The sequence below is a fragment of the Bacteroides faecis genome (assembly GCF_020091505.1).
GTDB lineage: Bacteria > Bacteroidota > Bacteroidia > Bacteroidales > Bacteroidaceae > Bacteroides > Bacteroides faecis.
The window spans coordinates 1,599,832-1,617,736 of sequence record NZ_CP081916.1 but is presented as its reverse complement, the minus strand read 5'-3'; the positions used below and the strand labels follow the sequence as shown (position 1 = coordinate 1,617,736).

The window sequence follows — 17,905 nt, the reverse complement described above, 5'->3', positions numbered from 1 at the left end:
GAAATGCTACATGAAGATTCTTATCTACTTTTTAATAATTGTACTGTGGAGCATCAATATGGAGGCAAAAGTCAAATTGCCTCCACTACTTAGTGACAATATGGTCTTACAGCAAAAAAGCAATGTACGAATCTGGGGAAAAGCGACTCCAAATTCTACTGTTGTAGTAACTCCTTCATGGGCAAATAAGGAAGTCAAAACCCATGCTGACGAAAAGGGGTGTTGGGAATTACAGATCACAACGCCTGCTGCCAGTTTCGAAGAATATACATTAACACTGACGGATGGAGAACAATCTGTCACTTTGCAGCACCTCCTGATCGGAGAAGTCTGGTTATGTGCCGGACAATCAAATATGGTAATGCCTTTGAACGGATTTGATTATTGTCCCATAAGCGACTCCAATAATGTCATAGCAGATGCTCCCAATCATCCGGGAATACGAATGGTAACCATAAAGCCGACAGTAAAACTATCTCCACAGGAGTATGCAGAAGGAAGCTGGCAGCAACCAACTACGGAAAATGCTCCGAAGTTTAGTGCAGCCGCCTATCATTATGCATTAACTTTACAACGGACCTTGCAGATTCCTATAGGAGTTATCACCTGTGCATGGGGAGGCTCAAGAGTAGAAGGTTGGCTACCTAAGGAAATACTACAAACCTACAAGGATGAAGACCTGACTTTAATAGGAAGTGACAAGACACCAGTCTATTTACAATCGATGTTAATGTATAATGGAATTTTATACCCCTGTCACAAATATACAATAAAAGGTTTTATCTGGTATCAAGGAGAAAGTAATGTAAGAAGTAGCAGAACATACGCCGAACGCCTAGCTACAATGGTAAAACATTGGCGATCAATATGGAAACAAGGAGACCTGCCTTTCTACTATGTTGAGACAGTCCCATTTGCCTGTGAATATAAAGAAGATGGCTACATAGGAGCATTATTGCGGGAAGCTCAACAAAAGGCGCTTTCACTCATTCCCAATAGTGGTATGATCGGAACAAACGACTTAGTAGAGACATACGAAGCTCCTCAAGTGCATCCTCACAATAAAAAAGGGATTGGAGAACGCCTCGCATATATGTCCTTAAATAAGACATACGGATATCAGGGAATAGAATCCGAATATCCATCTTATAAAAGCATGAAAATCAACGGAGAGACAATTGAAATCTCCTTTTCCCATGCAGAAAAAGGATTAAGCCCCTGGATGAATATCTCCGGATTTGAGATTGCAGGTTCAGATAAAGTCTTTTATCCGGCAGAGGCCTCTTTAAATCAGAAGGATCATACAGTAATTGTCAAATCCCCAACAGTCAAATCTCCCGTTGCCGTTCGTTACTGTTTTCGGAATTTCCTGAAAGGAAATCTGATTAATACACGCAATCTGCCGGTCAGACCATTTCGCACAGATAAGTGGTAATAAAAACATAAAATAAATGATGAAAAGAATATATTATACATATCCGGTTTTATTAGTCTGGCTTGTGTCGACATTGTTGCCACAATTTTGTATAGCTATGCCTAATGAACAGAAAGAAAACAATGATGTGGTCATAGAGAACGCGGAAATGCGTCTAATTATTAGCAATGACGGAAAAGCACGCAGCCTGATACACAAAGCTACGGGAGAGGAATGTCTGATAACAAATGCAGATGTACCTTTATGCGCTATTACCCAATACCGTCCTTACGATAATGAAAACTTCCTAATGTTTCCTGCAAAGCCACGCACCTTCCCGTCCAATAAAATTGAACGTAACGGAAATGAATTACGTATAGAATTTCAGGATACCTATGACATTGCCATCATAGAGTTAAATATCACAGATTATTATATAGGTTTCACTCTGAAGCAAATTGATTATCGTATCGAAGATTTTGGGGTAAAACGCAAAACTGAAATAGATGAAATCTCATTATTACAATTACCAGTACGTAAACGTGAGAACTTTGGTGAGTGGCTGAATGTATCATGGGATGAACAGACAGCCATATGCCTGCTAGGCACCCATCCGACCACCTATATCGATGCTTTTGCAAACAAGGAATATACTACGATGTATGCAGGACTTGATTTTCAAGTGAAACTTTTCAATTCCGGTGCAGCACTGATTACTACTTCAAAAGAAAAACTGCTAACCTGTATTGATAAAGTAGAACGTGACTATCATATGCCTTTAGGAGTAGAAAGTCGCCAACGTAAAGAATATCAGTACTCCTATTATGAGCTACGTGATGTCACGACTAAAAATATAGATGAACATATTGCATATGCTCAAAAAGGTGGTTTCAAATCCATTGTCGTCTATTATGTTGATTTCGCCAAAGCTTGCGGACATTATGAATGGAGAAAAGAATATCCGAATGGAATGAAAGATTTACAGGAAATCACTAATAAAATCAAAGCAGCAGGCATGATACCCGGCATTCATATTCATTATTCCAAAGTAGCAGTGAATGACCCATATATCAACAACGGCATACCGGACTCCCGCACCAACCATGTACGCGAATTTATTCTCTCGGAACCATTAGATGATTTAAGTACTATCATCACTATAGAAGGTAATCCGGAAGGCGTACGTATGGAGAAAGGACGACGTCTCCTGCAAATTGACAACGAGCTTGTCACTTATGAGAACTATACCACCGAACCACCATATCAATTTACGGGATGTGTACGGGGAGTATTTAACTCAAAAGCAGCCTCACATGACAAAGGACAACATTTCAGACTATTGGATGTAGATGACTGGCCCCTGTTTATCCGTGTCAACCAAAATACAGGAATCCAAAAAGAGATTGCCGAACGTTTAGGAAAAATCTACCACGAAGCAGGCTTTCGTTTTGTCTATTTTGATGGTGCGGAAGATGTACCGATGCCTTATTGGTATAATGTCTCCCGCTCTCAGATGATAGTATACAACGAAATGAAACCAACTCCATTATTTGCAGAAGGAGCATTGAAATCACATTATGGATGGCATATTTTAAGTCGTGGGAATGCTTTCGATATATTCCCTCCGGAACGTATCCGTCCGGCAATGAAGAAGTATACACTTCGATGTGCAGAGCAGATAGCCAAAGATTTTACTTCTGTCAATTTCGGATGGGTGAATTACTTGGCTCCCAACGACAAGACAATAGGCATGCAACCAGACATGTATGAATATATTTGCAGCAAAGCTGTCGCATGGAATTCTCCCATATCATTAGTTGGCAATTTAAAAGAGTTACAGAATCATCCTCGTACGGAAGATAACCTGAGAGTTATCAAAATGTGGGAAGAAGTAAAACTTCAAGGTGTCCTGACAGACAAACAGAAAGAATTACTCAAAAATCCCGAACAAGAATATCTTCTGATGAAAGATAAAAAAGGAAATTATCAGTTATACCCCTATCGTCAAATAACCAAGGATGACGAAAAGCCAATCCGGGCATTCATTTTCCAGAAAGCAGGAAGGACTTGTATCATTTATTGGCATATGAACGGTACAGGGCAACTCACTCTTGATATAGAAAAAAACAAGCTGTCTTTGATGAATGAGAGTGGTAAAAGAATACCTATCCGGTCAGCAGGAAGCAAAAGTATCCTCCCCGCAGCAGGGCGTCTCATATTGGAAACCGCTCTTCCACAAGAGGAAGTAATAAAATTATTCAGAAAAAGCATCGAAATTATTAAATAGAAATTATTCATCCTAATCTTTTGTATATGAGAAATATGATAACCGGTATTATTAGCATATTATGCTATTTACAATGTTTTGGAACTTTATCAGCCTCAGTGACTGCTAAAAATGAAAATGGAAACTTTGTATTAAAAAACAAGAATGTTGAATTAGTGTTTGCCAACGGAAAAGAATTCTTATTCAAGGAATTCCGCATGGATGGCATGAACATATTGCCTGTAGATGGAAGTACAACACATCCGTGGCAACTAATCTATCGGGGTCCCAACGGAGAGAACCCGACCTTAATGCCCCGATGGGGCGAATATAAAGGAGGCGAGATACAAAAAACTCAAGATGCCTCAACATTAATATTCACCTGGCAAATGGTTATAGATGCAGGACCGACGTGTCCGGTACGCATATTAGTCACATTAGGTAAAGATGCCGAACTACCGGAATGGCGCATTGAAGCAGAAATGCCGGAAGGATGGGTGATTACAGAATCTGAATTTCCCCGTATTGCTGTAAACAGACCGGAAGGAGCAAAAGGAATTCTTCCTGTCGGATTCGGGACCGAATACACAATCGGCAATGAAGGACAACTGCAATCACGTTATCCTTCGTGTACAGGCACAATGCAGTTAGTGCTGATGCATCATAAAGGAGGCACAGTCTACTTTGCCGCACAAGACAAAGGGGGATCTGGCAAAGTATTCAGAATGAAAAGTGAAGGAAAAAGTCTTGTATTTATTCAGAATGTGACAACATCCTATGCCTGGACTCAAAACAAGAAGTTCTGCATTCCTTGGGAAACAGTGATGGGATTTACCCAAAAGGGATGGCAGGACGCTGCAGTACAATGGTATCGTCCATTTACTTTCGAAACACTGTGGGGTGCAAAAACTATTTCAGAACGTCCTATAGCAGAATGGATCAAAAACGCTGATATGTGGCTACGGCCGGGAGAAGTAAATGCTGAAACAATGGAAGCAGTACGTAAAGCGATGAAATACTATGGAAAAGGAGTCGGATTGCATTGGTATTATTGGCACAATCATCGTTTCGATACTAAATATCCGGAATACTTTCCCGAAAAAGCAGGATTCAAAGAGATGATTAAAGAAACACAGGAACTTGGAGGATTTATTACTCCATATATTAACGGTCGTCTATGGGATCCAGCAACAGACAGCTATAAAACGCTTAATGGTAAAGATGCCTCTTGTCGCAAAGCTGATGGTACATTATATACAGAAGTATATAGCTCAAAGGTATTAAATACCGTAACCTGCCCATCCTCTTATATTTGGAGAGATATTCTGAAAGGAGTCAACAAACAGATATTAACTGAACTAAAAACGAACGGTGTATATATGGATCAGATAGGTTGCGCCAACAGCGAACCCTGCTATGCAACCAACCACGGACATGCACCTGGCGGTGGTGACTGGTGGCCTTTTGCCTACCGCAGTTTACTCACCGAAATGCGCACAAATCTATACAAAGAGAACCAAGCCATGACAACAGAAGAAAATGCAGAGTGCTATATTGACCTGTTTGACATGATGTTAGTTGTCAATTCTCCGCACAACAGCTATACAAAAATGGTTCCGTTGTTTCCGCTCATTTATTCTGACCGTTGCATCTATAGCGGATACACCTACATCCCTTGGCGTATCACAGACGGTTCTTTGAATTTCATGAGTATGCGTAGTCTGTTATGGGGTTCTCAGTTAGGATGGGTAGAGCCCAGTCTGTTGATGCGCCCAGATGCGAAAAGGGAAGCTAAATTTCTGAAAAATCTGACAGATTTCCGCCGTCAACAACATGATTTATTCTTGGGAGGCCGTTTTATACAGGAAATAATTCCAACTGGTGATAACCCAACGCAAGAGATACCCAACTATGAAATAACTCCGGTAGTATTAGCGGCAGAATGGGCTAGTGTATCAGGCGAACACGTATACCTTATAGTAAACATGAGTGAACAAGAACACAAGGTTACACTGCCTAATAAAAAACAAATAACCGTTAAAGCACTTGATGCGATCAGAATCAGCAAATAAACAGTCTTTGTAATCAAACAATAAATAGTACAGTAAAATGAAACAGATTATATTTATAGCAATATTATTAACATGTGCCTTCGGAGCCTGCTCAAGTGACAATGACGGCGACGAACAGTCTGCAAGCGTACAAGCACCTTCAGACATAACCATAGAAAGAATGGGAAAAACCAAAGTATTACTACGTTGGAAAGACAATAGTAATAATGAAACCGGATTCAGCATCTTATTAAGAAAAGCAGATACCAGTGAAAATATAGAAATAGCCAAGGTATCCGCAAATGTCACAGAATATACAATCGAAAATGGTCTGGAAGAAGGAAACATATACTATTTCGGAGTAAGAGCATTCTCGGCTACGAATACTTCACGTGCCATTTACGAGCTCTATCGGTTGGTAGCCCTCGGTGACGAGCCAAGCATCGCAATCATAGGAAGTATCAAAGCAAACTCAACTTGTATCAGTTCCTCTTATCAAGTGACAAACATAGCTGGACAAACCAACGTAAAATATGGTTTATGCTGGAGTACCGAAAACACACCCACTATCAATGATCAAAAGCAAAACGGACCGGAAGTTGCTGAAGACGGAAAAGTATTTCAAGTGATTCCGAATACCTTACTCGACTATGGCAAATCCTATAAAGTACGTGCCTTCCTGACAACCTCTACCGGTACTTATTACAGTGCAGAGTCGACTGTTTCCTTGGAAACAGAGCCACAAGCGATCCAATTGACATGGAATAAACTGACTAAGTCTACATTGCCGGCAGAAATCGAACTGTACGAAACCACCAGTAATTTAAATGGTAGTAATTTCCATGCATGGTACGCCATTGGTGATCTCTCTACCGGTAAGGTAGAAGTACGTGTCCACATACCATCTTCTCCCGCAACCATCGACACGCAATCTGCATCATTCAATGGAGACTGTTATTTATTGGTCAATGGAGGATACTTCTATAATGGAAACCATACAGGAATAGCTGTTATCAATTCCATTAAATCGGGCTCTGTTTCAGCCGTTCGGGGGTCACTAAAAACTGGCGATACAGAATACAACAGTATGTATAATGTGACAAGAGGAACATTCGGCGTAGATGCTTCAGGCAAACCGAATGTTGTTTGGACAGGAACGGATGCCTCCAGTAATGTTTTCTATTTCGACCGTCCTTTGCCATCTGTCAAAGGAGAAAATAAATATGGAATTGTCACTAATGAAAATCCGACTGCCGCAATTAGCTGGAGTCCTAAATATGCTTTAAGTGCAGGTCCTGTATTACTGAAAGACAAAAAAATCCCATTCGATTTTACAGAGACATCAAAGGGCACAGATTACTATCTCAGTAACTATGAAATCATTCCGTATGACATTTTCGGAGCGAATGTAACCCCGGACCGTACAGCAATCGGTTATCGTGAAGATGGAAAAGTGGTCATATTCATATGTGACGGACGTATTACCGCCAGTGGTGGAGCTACTTTAACAGAACTGGCACAAATAATGAAAGGATTAGGCTGTGTAGGAGCTATTAATCTTGATGGCGGAGGTTCTACCGGAATGGTTGTAGGAGACGAACACTTGAATGACATGACCGGAGGAAACCGGGCAGTCGTTTCTACAATTGGATTCTTCAAGAAGAATTAGCCCAATCCGGATATTCATAAAAGCTATAGCAATATACATAGTAAGTTTCTTTTTATGTATATTGCATTGCTTTTATAAACAACCATTTATTATGAAAAGACATATCATCATTTTGCTCATTACATTCTTGTGCTTGCCAGAATATTTGGAAGCTCAATTAAAATATTATGATACTGCCGAATTTCCATTGTATGGTAAAGCCACAAAGAATACAGAAAATCGGGATAAGCATCCACGTACTCCGATTATATTCATTGAGGACCCCGTATTCGCTCATGCTCTGTTCGACAAGAAAATAGCTATCGAAATAAACAAAAAGAATAAAGCCGTCAACAGTGTCTTCAAATCTCTGAAAACAAATAAAGAAGTATTAAAATAACACCTATAAAATAAAAGCAAATATGAAACGTATTCTATTTATTCTCTTTCTCTGTTGTATAGGTAGTGGTCTTGCTGCTTGCCAAGACGAAGACCACACGGTCCCTACCCTCCCATCCGAGAATGATCCGGAAATAAACGATCCAGTCGTAGAATTCTATGATTGGGAAAAGAACCGCACCGAGTTACTGACATCTACAGATATGGTGTTACTTTATGGCGGAGGACATCATCGCACTCCCTATACATGGGATAAAGAACGTGTAAGTTCTTATATCAGATATGTAGATACCGACAATCAATCCCACTGGCTATTCGACAGCTTCCTCTTTTTAGAAATTATGGACACAGGTACAGGAGGCGCTAATAAAATGTTCGCCAAAGGGTACAATCTGGAATCAGCCAATCAAGCAGACTGGACGAAACTTATAGACTATTACTTCCAATCTGAAACAGGAATCGGAGCATTAGATGCATCAGTCAAAGAGGCCTCTGCCATTTTGGGAACCCCACGGCAGAAACGTCAGATTGTGATCAGTATACCAGAGCCCATTGTCTACCAACACCCGGAACAAGCATCCTCATCAACCAAGTATTGGGGGAAAATTGATAACCAGACGCTTGACTTTTCCAACTCTGCCGACCGAATTAAAGCCTGCAAATGGTATATCGATCAGGTACGTGCCAAGTTCAATGAAAAGAACTATCAACATGTAGAATTAGCGGGATTTTATTGGCTTGCCGAGAAAGCGACCGACACCCGTGACATTTTAAATGCGGTTGCCATCTACCTGAATAAACTAAAATATAGTTTCAACTGGATCCCCTATTATGGAGCAGATGGATATAATCAGTGGAAATCACTAGGATTTAATTATGCTTATTTCCAGCCTAATTATTTCTTCAACGAATCCGTCCCCGATTCTCGTCTGGAAGATGCCTGCCAGAAAGCACTCACGTATGATATGCACATGGAACTGGAATTTGATGACAATGCTCTGAATAGCAGAGGAAAGGCTTATCGTTTGAAGAACTATATGAGTGCATTCAAGAAACATGGCATATGGGAGAAAAAACGCCTTGCCTATTATCAGGGAAGTGCATCCCTACTTACACTAAAAAAATCAGGGAACGCAGCCGATACCCAACTCTATCATGAGTTCTGTAATTTTGTCATCAGCCGCCCCATCCGGAGTTCACATTAGTATAAACAGTTTAATCATCGCCATTCTATGAATCATAAATACCTATACTTACTCCTGCTATTTTTGATAGTCAGTTGCCAACGCAATGTAGAAACAGGCCCTCCTGTATTAAAAGAAATGTGCCAAAGATTATTTCCCCGGCATGCCCAGTCGTTTCTATTCGAGTTACTGACAGATTCTATTGATACAGACCGTTTTATACTGGAATCGAGTCAAGGGAAAATACGGATAAAAGGTAACAATCGTAACTCATTGGCTGCCGGTTTGAATCATTATCTGAAAAACTACTGTCATACCCATGTTTCCTGGTATGCCTCAGAGACAGTGGAAATGCCTGATGTACTACCGGAGATACCTCAGCCAGTATATATCCGTTCCAAATGTGACAATCGTTTTTTTCTCAACTATTGTACATTCGGTTATACTATGCCCTATTGGAAATGGCAGGACTGGGAACGACTGATAGACTGGATGGCATTAAACGGAGTCACCATGCCTCTTGCTATTACCGGACAAGAATCCATTTGGTACAAAGTATGGACAGACATGGGTTTGAGCGACGAACAGGTTCGCTCATACTTTACAGGGCCAGCCCATCTTCCCTGGCATCGGATGTCCAATGTCGATTACTGGCAAAGTCCACTACCTCAATCCTGGCTAAAGGATCAGGAGGAATTACAAAAACGTATTCTCGAAAGAGAACGTGAGTTTGATATGACTCCTGTATTACCAGCATTTGCCGGTCATGTACCAGCCGAATTAAAAACAATTTATCCGAATGCAAAAATCTATCAGATGAGTCAGTGGGGTGGCTTCGATGAAAAATACCGCAGTCATTTTATTGATCCGATGGACTCATTATACTCAATCATTCAGCGCCGTTTTCTGGAGGAACAAACCAAAGTATATGGTACTGACCATATTTATGGAATCGATCCTTTCAATGAAGTCGACTCTCCTGACTGGAGCGAGGATTTTTTAGCCAATGTCTCAAGCAAGATTTACGAGTCGATTCATCAGGTAGACTCAGCAGCCCAATGGTTACAAATGACCTGGATGTTCTTCTATGACAAAAAGAAATGGACTCAACCCCGTATCCGTTCCTTTCTAAAAGCAGTACCGGATAACAAACTGATATTACTCGATTACTATTGCGATCATACAGAAATCTGGCGAAATACTGAAAAATATTACGGGAATCCCTATATTTGGTGTTATCTGGGTAATTTTGGCGGCAATACGATGATAGCAGGCAATCTGAATGATATTGATTTCAAGATTAAACGACTCTTCAAGGAGGGAGGAGACAATGTCTATGGCTTGGGAGCAACTCTTGAAGGCTTTGATGTAAACCCTCTTATGTACGAATTTGTATTTGACCAGGCATGGGATTATCCTGTCACTACCGATCAATGGATAACCAACTGGTCCATGTGCAGAGGAGGAAATCAGGATGCCAATATCATCAAAGCGTGGAGAGCCTTGCATCAGAAAATTTATACCGAACATGCCACATGCGGTCAATCGGTATTAATGAACGCACGCCCCAGACTAACGGGAACTAAAAGTTGGAATACAAACCCCGGCATACATTACGCAAATAACGACTTATGGCAAATATGGAAAGAGCTACTAAAAGCCCGGAACATCAACAATAGTGATTTTCGCTTTGACGTAATCAATATCGGAAGACAAGTACTAGGAAACTTGTTCTCCGAATATAGAGATCAGTTTACCGCTTGCTATAACCGGAAAGATACAACAGGCATGAGAGAATGGAGTACCCGTATGGACAACCTCTTGCTTGACGTAGACCGCCTCCTTTCCTGTGACGCGACTCTATCCATCGGGAAATGGTTACAAGACGCCAGAAACTGTGGTGCAACCGTGTCGGAAAAGGATTACTATGAAGAAAATGCACGCTGTATCCTGACCGTATGGGGGCAACAGGACACCCAACTGAATGACTATGCCAATCGAGGCTGGGGCGGACTTACCCGAAGCTTCTACCGGGAACGTTGGAAACGTTTCACAGACGGAGTCATCGCTGCTGTTTCGGAAGATAAACCTTTTGACGAAGACAAATTCCACCAGGACATTACGCAATTTGAATACAACTGGACACTACAGAAAGACTCTTTCCCTATTGTTTCAGAGGAAGACCCGATTCAAATAGCAGACAGTCTTATCTTAAAATACGATACGTACTTTACCAAAGCACAATAATGAAGGCGGACATTCGACAAACAGGCGCTTCAAAAGATACGTTTTTTGAATGTAGCTTTTCGTTTTTCACAGAGAAGAAAGAAATCGAATGTCCTACCTTTGTTTTATCAATTATATAAATACATACTATAAAAGACCAATTTATGGGAAACAATCAACCTTCGGCAAGAAAAAAAACTTATTATATATCTCTGGCTATTCTGGCCGGTATGTTCTTTATATTCGGATTCGTATCATGGGTCAATTCCATACTGATTCCATACTTCCGTATTTCTTGCGAGCTTACCCATTTTGAATCCTATTTTGTAGCCTTTGCTTTCTATATAGCATACTTTGTCATGGCCATTCCTTCGGGCATTCTATTGAAGAAAGTTGGATTTAAAAAAGGAATCATGTATGGCTTTATGCTGACTGCTTTGGGAGCCTTTATCTTTGTCCCGGCAGCTCTGGCACGGCAATTTGAAATATTTCTCATCGGCTTGTTTTCTATTGGCACCGGCCTGGCTATTTTGCAGACAGCCGCCAATCCTTATGTCACCATTATCGGTCCGATAGATAGTGCAGCACGACGTATCAGCATCATGGGAATCTGCAATAAAGTGGCAGGAATTATCTCCCCGCTCATATTCGCTGCCCTTATTCTGAAAGCAAACGACAGTGAACTCTTTGCATTAATTGAATCCGGTGCACTGGACGAAGCAACAAAGAACGCCATGCTCAATGAATTGATACAACGTGTCATTATCCCATACATTATTCTGGGCATCATCTTACTGCTGACAGGTATCGGTATCCGCTACTCCGTATTACCGGAAATAAATACTGACGAGCAGAATGCCACTGATGAACAGGACAATAAACATACTGACAAAAAAAGCATTCTCGACTTTCCATACCTCATATTAGGTGCATTGGCCATTTTCTTTCATGTAGGTACACAGGTTATAGCCATTGACACTATAATCAATTACGCTAACTCTATGGGGATGGATTTACTGGAAGCAAAAGTATTCCCTTCTTACACACTGGGATGTACAATGATAGGATATATACTTGGTATCATCCTTATCCCTAAATACATTTCCCAGAAAAATGCACTGATAGGGTGTACATTACTAGGTTTGGCTCTCTCATTCGGAGTGGTATGGGCAGACTTCGATATGACATTATTCGGTCATCAAGCCAATGCTTCCATCTTCTTCCTGAATGCTTTAGGTTTTCCCAACGCTCTGATCTATGCAGGAATATGGCCTCTTTCCATTCATGGGTTAGGCAAATTCACCAAAACCGGTTCCTCTCTGCTGATTATGGGATTATGCGGCAATGCCATCTTACCTTTGGTATATGGTCACTTTGCCGACCAGTACAGTTTGCGTATCGGTTACTGGGTACTTATTCCTTGCTTTATCTATCTGGTATTCTTTGCCATCAAAGGGCATAAAATCAACTCCTGGAGATAAGACTGAACATAAGACATTAAAAATTTAAAAAATGGAAAGACTGATTATTATCAATGGAGAACTAATACTCCCTACCGGCATCGAAACCAATAAAATAATGGTTTGCCGGAATGGTAAGATAGAACAGATTGTATCATCCGAAGCATATATTCCTCAAGCTGACGACCGGATCATAGATGCCAACCAACAATATGTCTCCCCAGGATTTATCGATATACATGTTCACGGTGGCGGAGGTCATGACTTTATGGATGGAACCGTAGAGGCCTTTCTGGGAGTAGCCGAAACTCATGCCAGATATGGAACAACAGCCATGGTACCTACAACACTGACCAGCACAAACGAAGAGCTAATGACGACCTTTGCCGTTTATCAAAAAGCCAAAAGTCTTAATAAAAAAGGTGCCCAATTTATCGGGCTGCATCTGGAAGGGCCCTACTTCTCGCCTAAGCAGCGTGGAGCCCAAGACCCCAATCATTTGAAAACGCCTCATCCGGACGAATATAACACAATACTGGAAGCTTCACAAGATATTGTACGGTGGAGTATTGCTCCGGAACTGGCAGGAGCAGTTGAACTGGGGGAAAAGCTCAATAGCTGTCACATCCTCCCATCCATCGCACATACCGATGCCATTTATGAAGAAGTGGTAAAAGCATACGAAGCAGGGTATACTCATATCACTCATTTATATTCAGCGATGTCAACCATCACCCGTAGAAATGCCTATCGCTATGCAGGTGTGGTAGAGGCAGCTTATCTGATTGATGGTATGACAGTAGAAATCATTGCGGACGGCATTCATCTGCCCAAACCTTTACTACAATTCGTATATAAGTTCAAGGGGGCCGATAAAACAGCACTTTGCACAGATGCCATGCGAGGTGCGGGAATGCCGGACGGTGAATCCATATTGGGCAGCCTGACCAACGGTCAGAAAGTTATTATTGAAGACGGAGTAGCCAAGCTTCCCGACCGTTCGGCATTTGCCGGAAGCGTAGCTACCGCCGATCGTTTGGTAAGAACCATGATAAATATAGCCGGCATACCCCTAATCGATGCTATCCGAATGATAACCCTTACCCCCGCCCGCATTCTGCATGTGGATTCCCAAAAGGGTTCTTTGGAGGAAGGTAAAGATGCCGACATCGTCATCTTCGACAATCAAATTAACGTAACAACAACTATATCAAAAGGCCATGTTATCTACAATCAATGAAACATACCTGTTTCAACAAGATCTATTAACAGTCAAAATGTTCCCTTCTATCCAACAGATGGGGAAATGTGCTGCGACAGAAGTTACTAACAAAATATGCGAACTTCTCAAAGAGAAAGCTGAAATCAATATGATTTTTGCCGCAGCTCCTTCACAAAATGAATTCTTAAGTCATCTTATTCACAGTAAACAGATTGACTGGAGCAGAATCAACGCTTTCCACATGGATGAATACATCGGTATTCATCCGGAAGCCCCACAAAGTTTCGGAAATTTTCTCCGTCAGCGCATCTTCGACAAAGTCCCGTTCAAGACTGTAAACTATCTGAACGGACAAGCAGAAAACCTTGAAGAAGAATGCAAACGTTATTCCGAATTGCTGCTTCGTCATCCTGTCGATATTGTCTGTCTGGGAATTGGAGAAAACGGTCATATTGCATTCAATGATCCGGATGTAGCCAATTTCAACGACTCCCATTTAGTTAAAGTAGTAGAACTCGACCCGATATGTCGCCAGCAACAAGTGAATGAAAAATGCTTTGAAGCATTCGACCTTGTTCCTGCTAAAGCACTGACTCTTACCATTCCAGCCTTATTAAAAGCGGACTGGATGTTCTGCATTGTGCCTTTTAAAAATAAAGCCAATGCAGTATACAACACTCTTTATGGAGAAATTTCCGAAAAATGTCCGGCCAGTATATTACGCAAAAAAGAAAATTCTTGTTTATATTTGGATCCTGAAAGTGCAGAACGAATAAACTTATAAATACATATGAAAAATATCTTATTTATCCTCCTTGCTTTCTTGTCTGTCAGCTTCAGACTACATGCACAGAATGTAATCAAAATAGGAATTATTGGACTCGACACCTCCCATTCTACAGCCTTCACCGAGCTACTGAACGGAGACTCCGATGACGAATTTGTGAAAGAGTTCGAAGTCGTAGCTGCCTATCCTTATGGTTCAAAGACGATCCAGTCCAGTTATGAACGGATTCCCGGATACATAGAAGAAGTTAAAAAACACGGGGTAGAAATCACCTCTTCCATAGCAGAGTTACTCGACAAAGTAGATTGTGTCATGCTCGAAACAAATGATGGAAGAATCCATCTGGAACAAGCAATGGAAGTCTTTAAGTCCGGAAAGATATGCTATATTGACAAGCCTGTCGGAGCTACTTTGGGACAAGCAATTGCCATCTACGAAATGGCTGAAAAATACAATGTTCCTATTTTTTCTTCTTCCGCACTTCGATATTCTCCACAAAATCAGAAATTGAGAAAGGGGGAGTTCGGCAAGATTCTGGGAGCAGACTGCTATTCTCCGCATAAGGTAGAACCGACTCACCCGGACTTTGGCTTTTATGGTATTCATGGAGTGGAAACACTATATACATTAATGGGAACCGGTTGTGCATCTGTCAACCGTATGTCCTCCAAAGAAGCGGATGTAGTAGTTGGACGCTGGAAAGATGGCCGGATAGGTACTTTCAGAGGAATCAAGGAAGGACCGTCTATTTATGGAGGTACGGCATATACCTCCAAAGAAGCAATTCCTGCCGGAGGATATGCAGGCTACAAAGTACTACTTGACCAGATATTAAAGTTCTTCAAAACCGGAGTAGCTCCTATCTCCAAAGAAGAAACAATCGAAATTTTCACCTTTATGAAAGCTTCTAACATGAGCAAAGAGCAAAATGGGAAAATTGTCTCTATGGAAGAAGCCTATCAGGAAGGATTGAAAGATGCCCGGAAATTAATCAAGTCCTATAAATAAAGACAACACATGAAGTACACGTTTAAGAATATCGGCATATTGTCTATTTCATTATTGATTGCTTCCTGCACTTTTTCCAAGAAACAGACTAGTAACCATCATAACAAAGAAATGGGACACGGCATAGAATTAGTAGTGCTTGACCCGGGACATTTTCACGCCAGTTTGTTACAAAAAAACGCGTTAGCTGCCGTCAATGACACTGTCCGGGTATATGCTCCCGAAGGAGTAGAAGTCAAGCAATATTTGAATAATATTCATTCTTACAATCAACGGACAGAAAGTCCTACAGCCTGGGAAGAAGAGGCATATATAGGAGAAGATTACCTTTCCAGAATGCTTTCCGATCGTAAAGGAGATGTTGTTGTCTTAGCCGGAAACAATCAAAAAAAGACAAAATATATTCTGGAAGCGATCAAAGCAGGCTACCATGTTCTTTCCGACAAACCGTTGGCTATCAACAGGCAGGATTTTGATTTACTGGCAACAGCCTATCAATTAGCCCAGAAAAAGGGATTACTTCTCTATGATCTGATGACTGAACGATATGACATTCTTAATATCATAGAAAGAGAGTTACTACATACCCCGGAGATATTCGGTGAATTACTGCAAGGTTCACTCACTGAACCGACGGTCAGTATGGAGAGTGTGCATCATTTCTTCAAAACGGTGTCCGGCAAACCATTGACCCGCCCAGCATGGTACTACGATGTGGCCCAACAGGGTGAAGGTATAGCTGATGTGACCACTCATCTCATCGATTTAGTTAATTGGCAATGCTTCCCGGACGAGGCTATCCACTATCAATCGGATGTCAAGGTATTGACAGCCGAACATTGGGCTACCCATATCACATTACCGGAGTTCACCCAATCAACTTTAGTCGATACTTTTCCATCTTACTTAAACAAGTACGTAAAAGACAATGTACTGGAGGTTTTAGCAAACGGTACTCTTCATTATACAGTAAAGGGCATCCACGTAAACATGAAGGTTACCTGGAATTATACTCCTCCAAAGGGCGGCGGTGACACTTTTACTTCTATCAAAAAAGGAAGTAAAGCCACATTGAAAACCATTCAAGATAAGGAAAGCGGTTTTGTCAAACAACTCTATATTCAAAAAAGCCCTGACATGGATAGTGCCGGATTTGAAGATCAGCTACAAAAAACAATCCAACGGTTACAGGCAAAATCTCCGTTTTTATTTATCAAAGATATGGGTAATGGAACTTATCTGATTGATATTCCACAGGAAAACAGATCAGGCCATGAAGCTCACTTCAGTAAAGTAGCGGAATCGTTCCTGACTTATCTGCATGATAAGAACATGCCGCAATGGGAAAATGAGAATACAATATCCAAATATTATATTACCACAACAGCTGTAGAACTTGCCAAGAAAGAAAAATAAATAAAGGATCAGGTCAGTGTTAAGGACAGAGACAAAATATTACGAAAATGAATCCATGTTTCATGGATTCATTCCTCATGTTATGGGGACACGTTTCGACATGTTAATGATTCATCCCAATAGGGAGTACTTAAATAAGCTTTGGCCGGTCATTACCAATGAGTTGGAAAGATTGGAAAGGATGCTGAACCGCTTTGACCCGAAAAGCGAAGCAGCCCAATTAAAACTCTCTTCTCAAACTCCAGTACCTGTCAGCCCGGAGTTCGGGACGATTCTTCAGCTTTGCCGGTCTTACTATGAAAAGACTTTTCATCTTTTCGATATCACGCTGAAAGATTTCTCTCTCATACAGTTTCACGACAACAGGCATATATCTACTGCCTATCCGCCGCTTTCTCTTGATTTCGGCGGTTTTGCGAAAGGGTATGCACTAAAAAAGATTCAGGAGATTCTTCTACAAGGAAATATACGGGACGCTTTCATTGATTTCGGGAATAGTTCTATTATGGGAATTGGCCGTCATCCTTATGGTGACTGCTGGAAAGTCAGCTTATTAAATCCATATAGTCAACAGTCCCTCAACGAATTCAGTCTTGCGGACAACACATTGTCCACATCGGGAAATACAATGCAATACACCGGACATATTATAAATCCGCTCACCGGTACCTACAACAACCAGAAGAAAATTACGACTATCATATCCAGTGACCCACTGGATGCAGAAGTGCTCAGCACAGTCTGGATGATCGCGGACAATAATCAACGGAAGCAGATCAGTACACATTTTAAAAATATACAAGGAAACATATATACTCTATAAA

13 protein-coding genes are annotated in these 17,905 nt (G+C 41.1%); all 13 read left to right on the top strand.

Going from position 1 to position 17,905, the window contains the following annotated elements; translation table 11 throughout:
- The first annotated feature begins 10 nt into the window (after positions 1-10).
- The 13 genes from K6V30_RS06490 to K6V30_RS06430 all read left to right on the top strand — a co-directional run bounded on the left by K6V30_RS06490 (position 11) and on the right by K6V30_RS06430 (position 17,904).
- Positions 11-1,435, top strand: coding sequence for a sialate O-acetylesterase (locus K6V30_RS06490; protein ID WP_008767100.1), 1,425 nt, complete (start codon positions 11-13; stop codon positions 1,433-1,435).
- Between the two features lie 16 nt (positions 1,436-1,451).
- Positions 1,452-3,701, top strand: coding sequence for an alpha-amylase family protein (locus K6V30_RS06485; protein WP_055269083.1), 2,250 nt, complete (start codon positions 1,452-1,454; stop codon positions 3,699-3,701).
- Between the two features lie 26 nt (positions 3,702-3,727).
- The gene (locus K6V30_RS06480) at positions 3,728-5,752 is read left to right on the top strand and encodes a DUF6259 domain-containing protein (protein ID WP_224207267.1); all 2,025 of its coding nucleotides are present in this window, start codon (positions 3,728-3,730) and stop codon (positions 5,750-5,752) included.
- Positions 5,753-5,789: 37 nt separating this feature from the next.
- Entirely contained in the window at positions 5,790-7,400 is a 1,611-nt protein-coding gene (locus tag K6V30_RS06475) for a phosphodiester glycosidase family protein (protein WP_055269081.1), read from the top strand.
- A 91-nt stretch (positions 7,401-7,491) separates the two neighbouring features.
- Positions 7,492-7,779, top strand: coding sequence for an SGNH/GDSL hydrolase family protein (locus tag K6V30_RS06470; protein WP_055269080.1), 288 nt, complete (start codon positions 7,492-7,494; stop codon positions 7,777-7,779).
- Between the two features lie 22 nt (positions 7,780-7,801).
- Complete coding sequence (locus K6V30_RS06465) at positions 7,802-8,983, top strand: DUF4855 domain-containing protein (RefSeq protein WP_008762541.1); 1,182 nt, start codon at positions 7,802-7,804, stop codon at positions 8,981-8,983.
- Between the two features lie 27 nt (positions 8,984-9,010).
- Positions 9,011-11,209 carry an alpha-N-acetylglucosaminidase gene (locus K6V30_RS06460; protein WP_016269716.1) on the top strand — a complete coding sequence of 733 codons (2,199 nt, stop codon included), beginning with the start codon at positions 9,011-9,013 and terminating at the stop codon, positions 11,207-11,209.
- A gap of 143 nt (positions 11,210-11,352) precedes the next feature.
- Positions 11,353-12,669: a sugar MFS transporter gene (locus K6V30_RS06455; RefSeq protein WP_008762539.1), complete on the top strand. Its 1,317-nt coding sequence runs from the start codon at positions 11,353-11,355 to the stop codon at positions 12,667-12,669.
- A gap of 31 nt (positions 12,670-12,700) precedes the next feature.
- Positions 12,701-13,888, top strand: coding sequence for an N-acetylglucosamine-6-phosphate deacetylase (gene nagA / locus K6V30_RS06450; RefSeq protein ID WP_055269079.1), 1,188 nt, complete (start codon positions 12,701-12,703; stop codon positions 13,886-13,888).
- The gene (locus K6V30_RS06445) at positions 13,869-14,654 is read left to right on the top strand and encodes a glucosamine-6-phosphate deaminase (RefSeq protein ID WP_008762537.1); all 786 of its coding nucleotides are present in this window, start codon (positions 13,869-13,871) and stop codon (positions 14,652-14,654) included. Before nagA ends, K6V30_RS06445 begins: the two co-directional genes overlap by 20 nt.
- Before the next feature lie 6 nt (positions 14,655-14,660).
- The gene (locus K6V30_RS06440; RefSeq protein ID WP_055269078.1) at positions 14,661-15,665 is read left to right on the top strand and encodes a Gfo/Idh/MocA family protein; all 1,005 of its coding nucleotides are present in this window, start codon (positions 14,661-14,663) and stop codon (positions 15,663-15,665) included.
- A gap of 9 nt (positions 15,666-15,674) precedes the next feature.
- Positions 15,675-17,081, top strand: a complete 1,407-nt coding sequence (locus K6V30_RS06435) for a putative oxidoreductase C-terminal domain-containing protein (protein ID WP_055269077.1) — start codon at positions 15,675-15,677, stop codon at positions 17,079-17,081.
- Positions 17,082-17,136: 55 nt separating this feature from the next.
- On the top strand, positions 17,137-17,904 hold the full coding sequence (locus K6V30_RS06430) for an FAD:protein FMN transferase (protein WP_055269076.1): 768 nt from the start codon (positions 17,137-17,139) through the stop codon (positions 17,902-17,904).
- Position 17,905 lies beyond the last annotated feature (1 nt).

Coding starts and splice junctions, on each gene's coding strand:
- K6V30_RS06490 (WP_008767100.1), top strand. CDS start 11: ATGAAGATTCTTATCTACTTTTTAATAATTGTACTGTGGAGCATCAAT.
- K6V30_RS06485 (WP_055269083.1), top strand. CDS start 1,452: ATGATGAAAAGAATATATTATACATATCCGGTTTTATTAGTCTGGCTT.
- K6V30_RS06480 (WP_224207267.1), top strand. CDS start 3,728: ATGAGAAATATGATAACCGGTATTATTAGCATATTATGCTATTTACAA.
- K6V30_RS06475 (WP_055269081.1), top strand. CDS start 5,790: ATGAAACAGATTATATTTATAGCAATATTATTAACATGTGCCTTCGGA.
- K6V30_RS06470 (WP_055269080.1), top strand. CDS start 7,492: ATGAAAAGACATATCATCATTTTGCTCATTACATTCTTGTGCTTGCCA.
- K6V30_RS06465 (WP_008762541.1), top strand. CDS start 7,802: ATGAAACGTATTCTATTTATTCTCTTTCTCTGTTGTATAGGTAGTGGT.
- K6V30_RS06460 (WP_016269716.1), top strand. CDS start 9,011: ATGAATCATAAATACCTATACTTACTCCTGCTATTTTTGATAGTCAGT.
- K6V30_RS06455 (WP_008762539.1), top strand. CDS start 11,353: ATGGGAAACAATCAACCTTCGGCAAGAAAAAAAACTTATTATATATCT.
- nagA (WP_055269079.1), top strand. CDS start 12,701: ATGGAAAGACTGATTATTATCAATGGAGAACTAATACTCCCTACCGGC.
- K6V30_RS06445 (WP_008762537.1), top strand. CDS start 13,869: ATGTTATCTACAATCAATGAAACATACCTGTTTCAACAAGATCTATTA.
- K6V30_RS06440 (WP_055269078.1), top strand. CDS start 14,661: ATGAAAAATATCTTATTTATCCTCCTTGCTTTCTTGTCTGTCAGCTTC.
- K6V30_RS06435 (WP_055269077.1), top strand. CDS start 15,675: ATGAAGTACACGTTTAAGAATATCGGCATATTGTCTATTTCATTATTG.
- K6V30_RS06430 (WP_055269076.1), top strand. CDS start 17,137: ATGTTTCATGGATTCATTCCTCATGTTATGGGGACACGTTTCGACATG.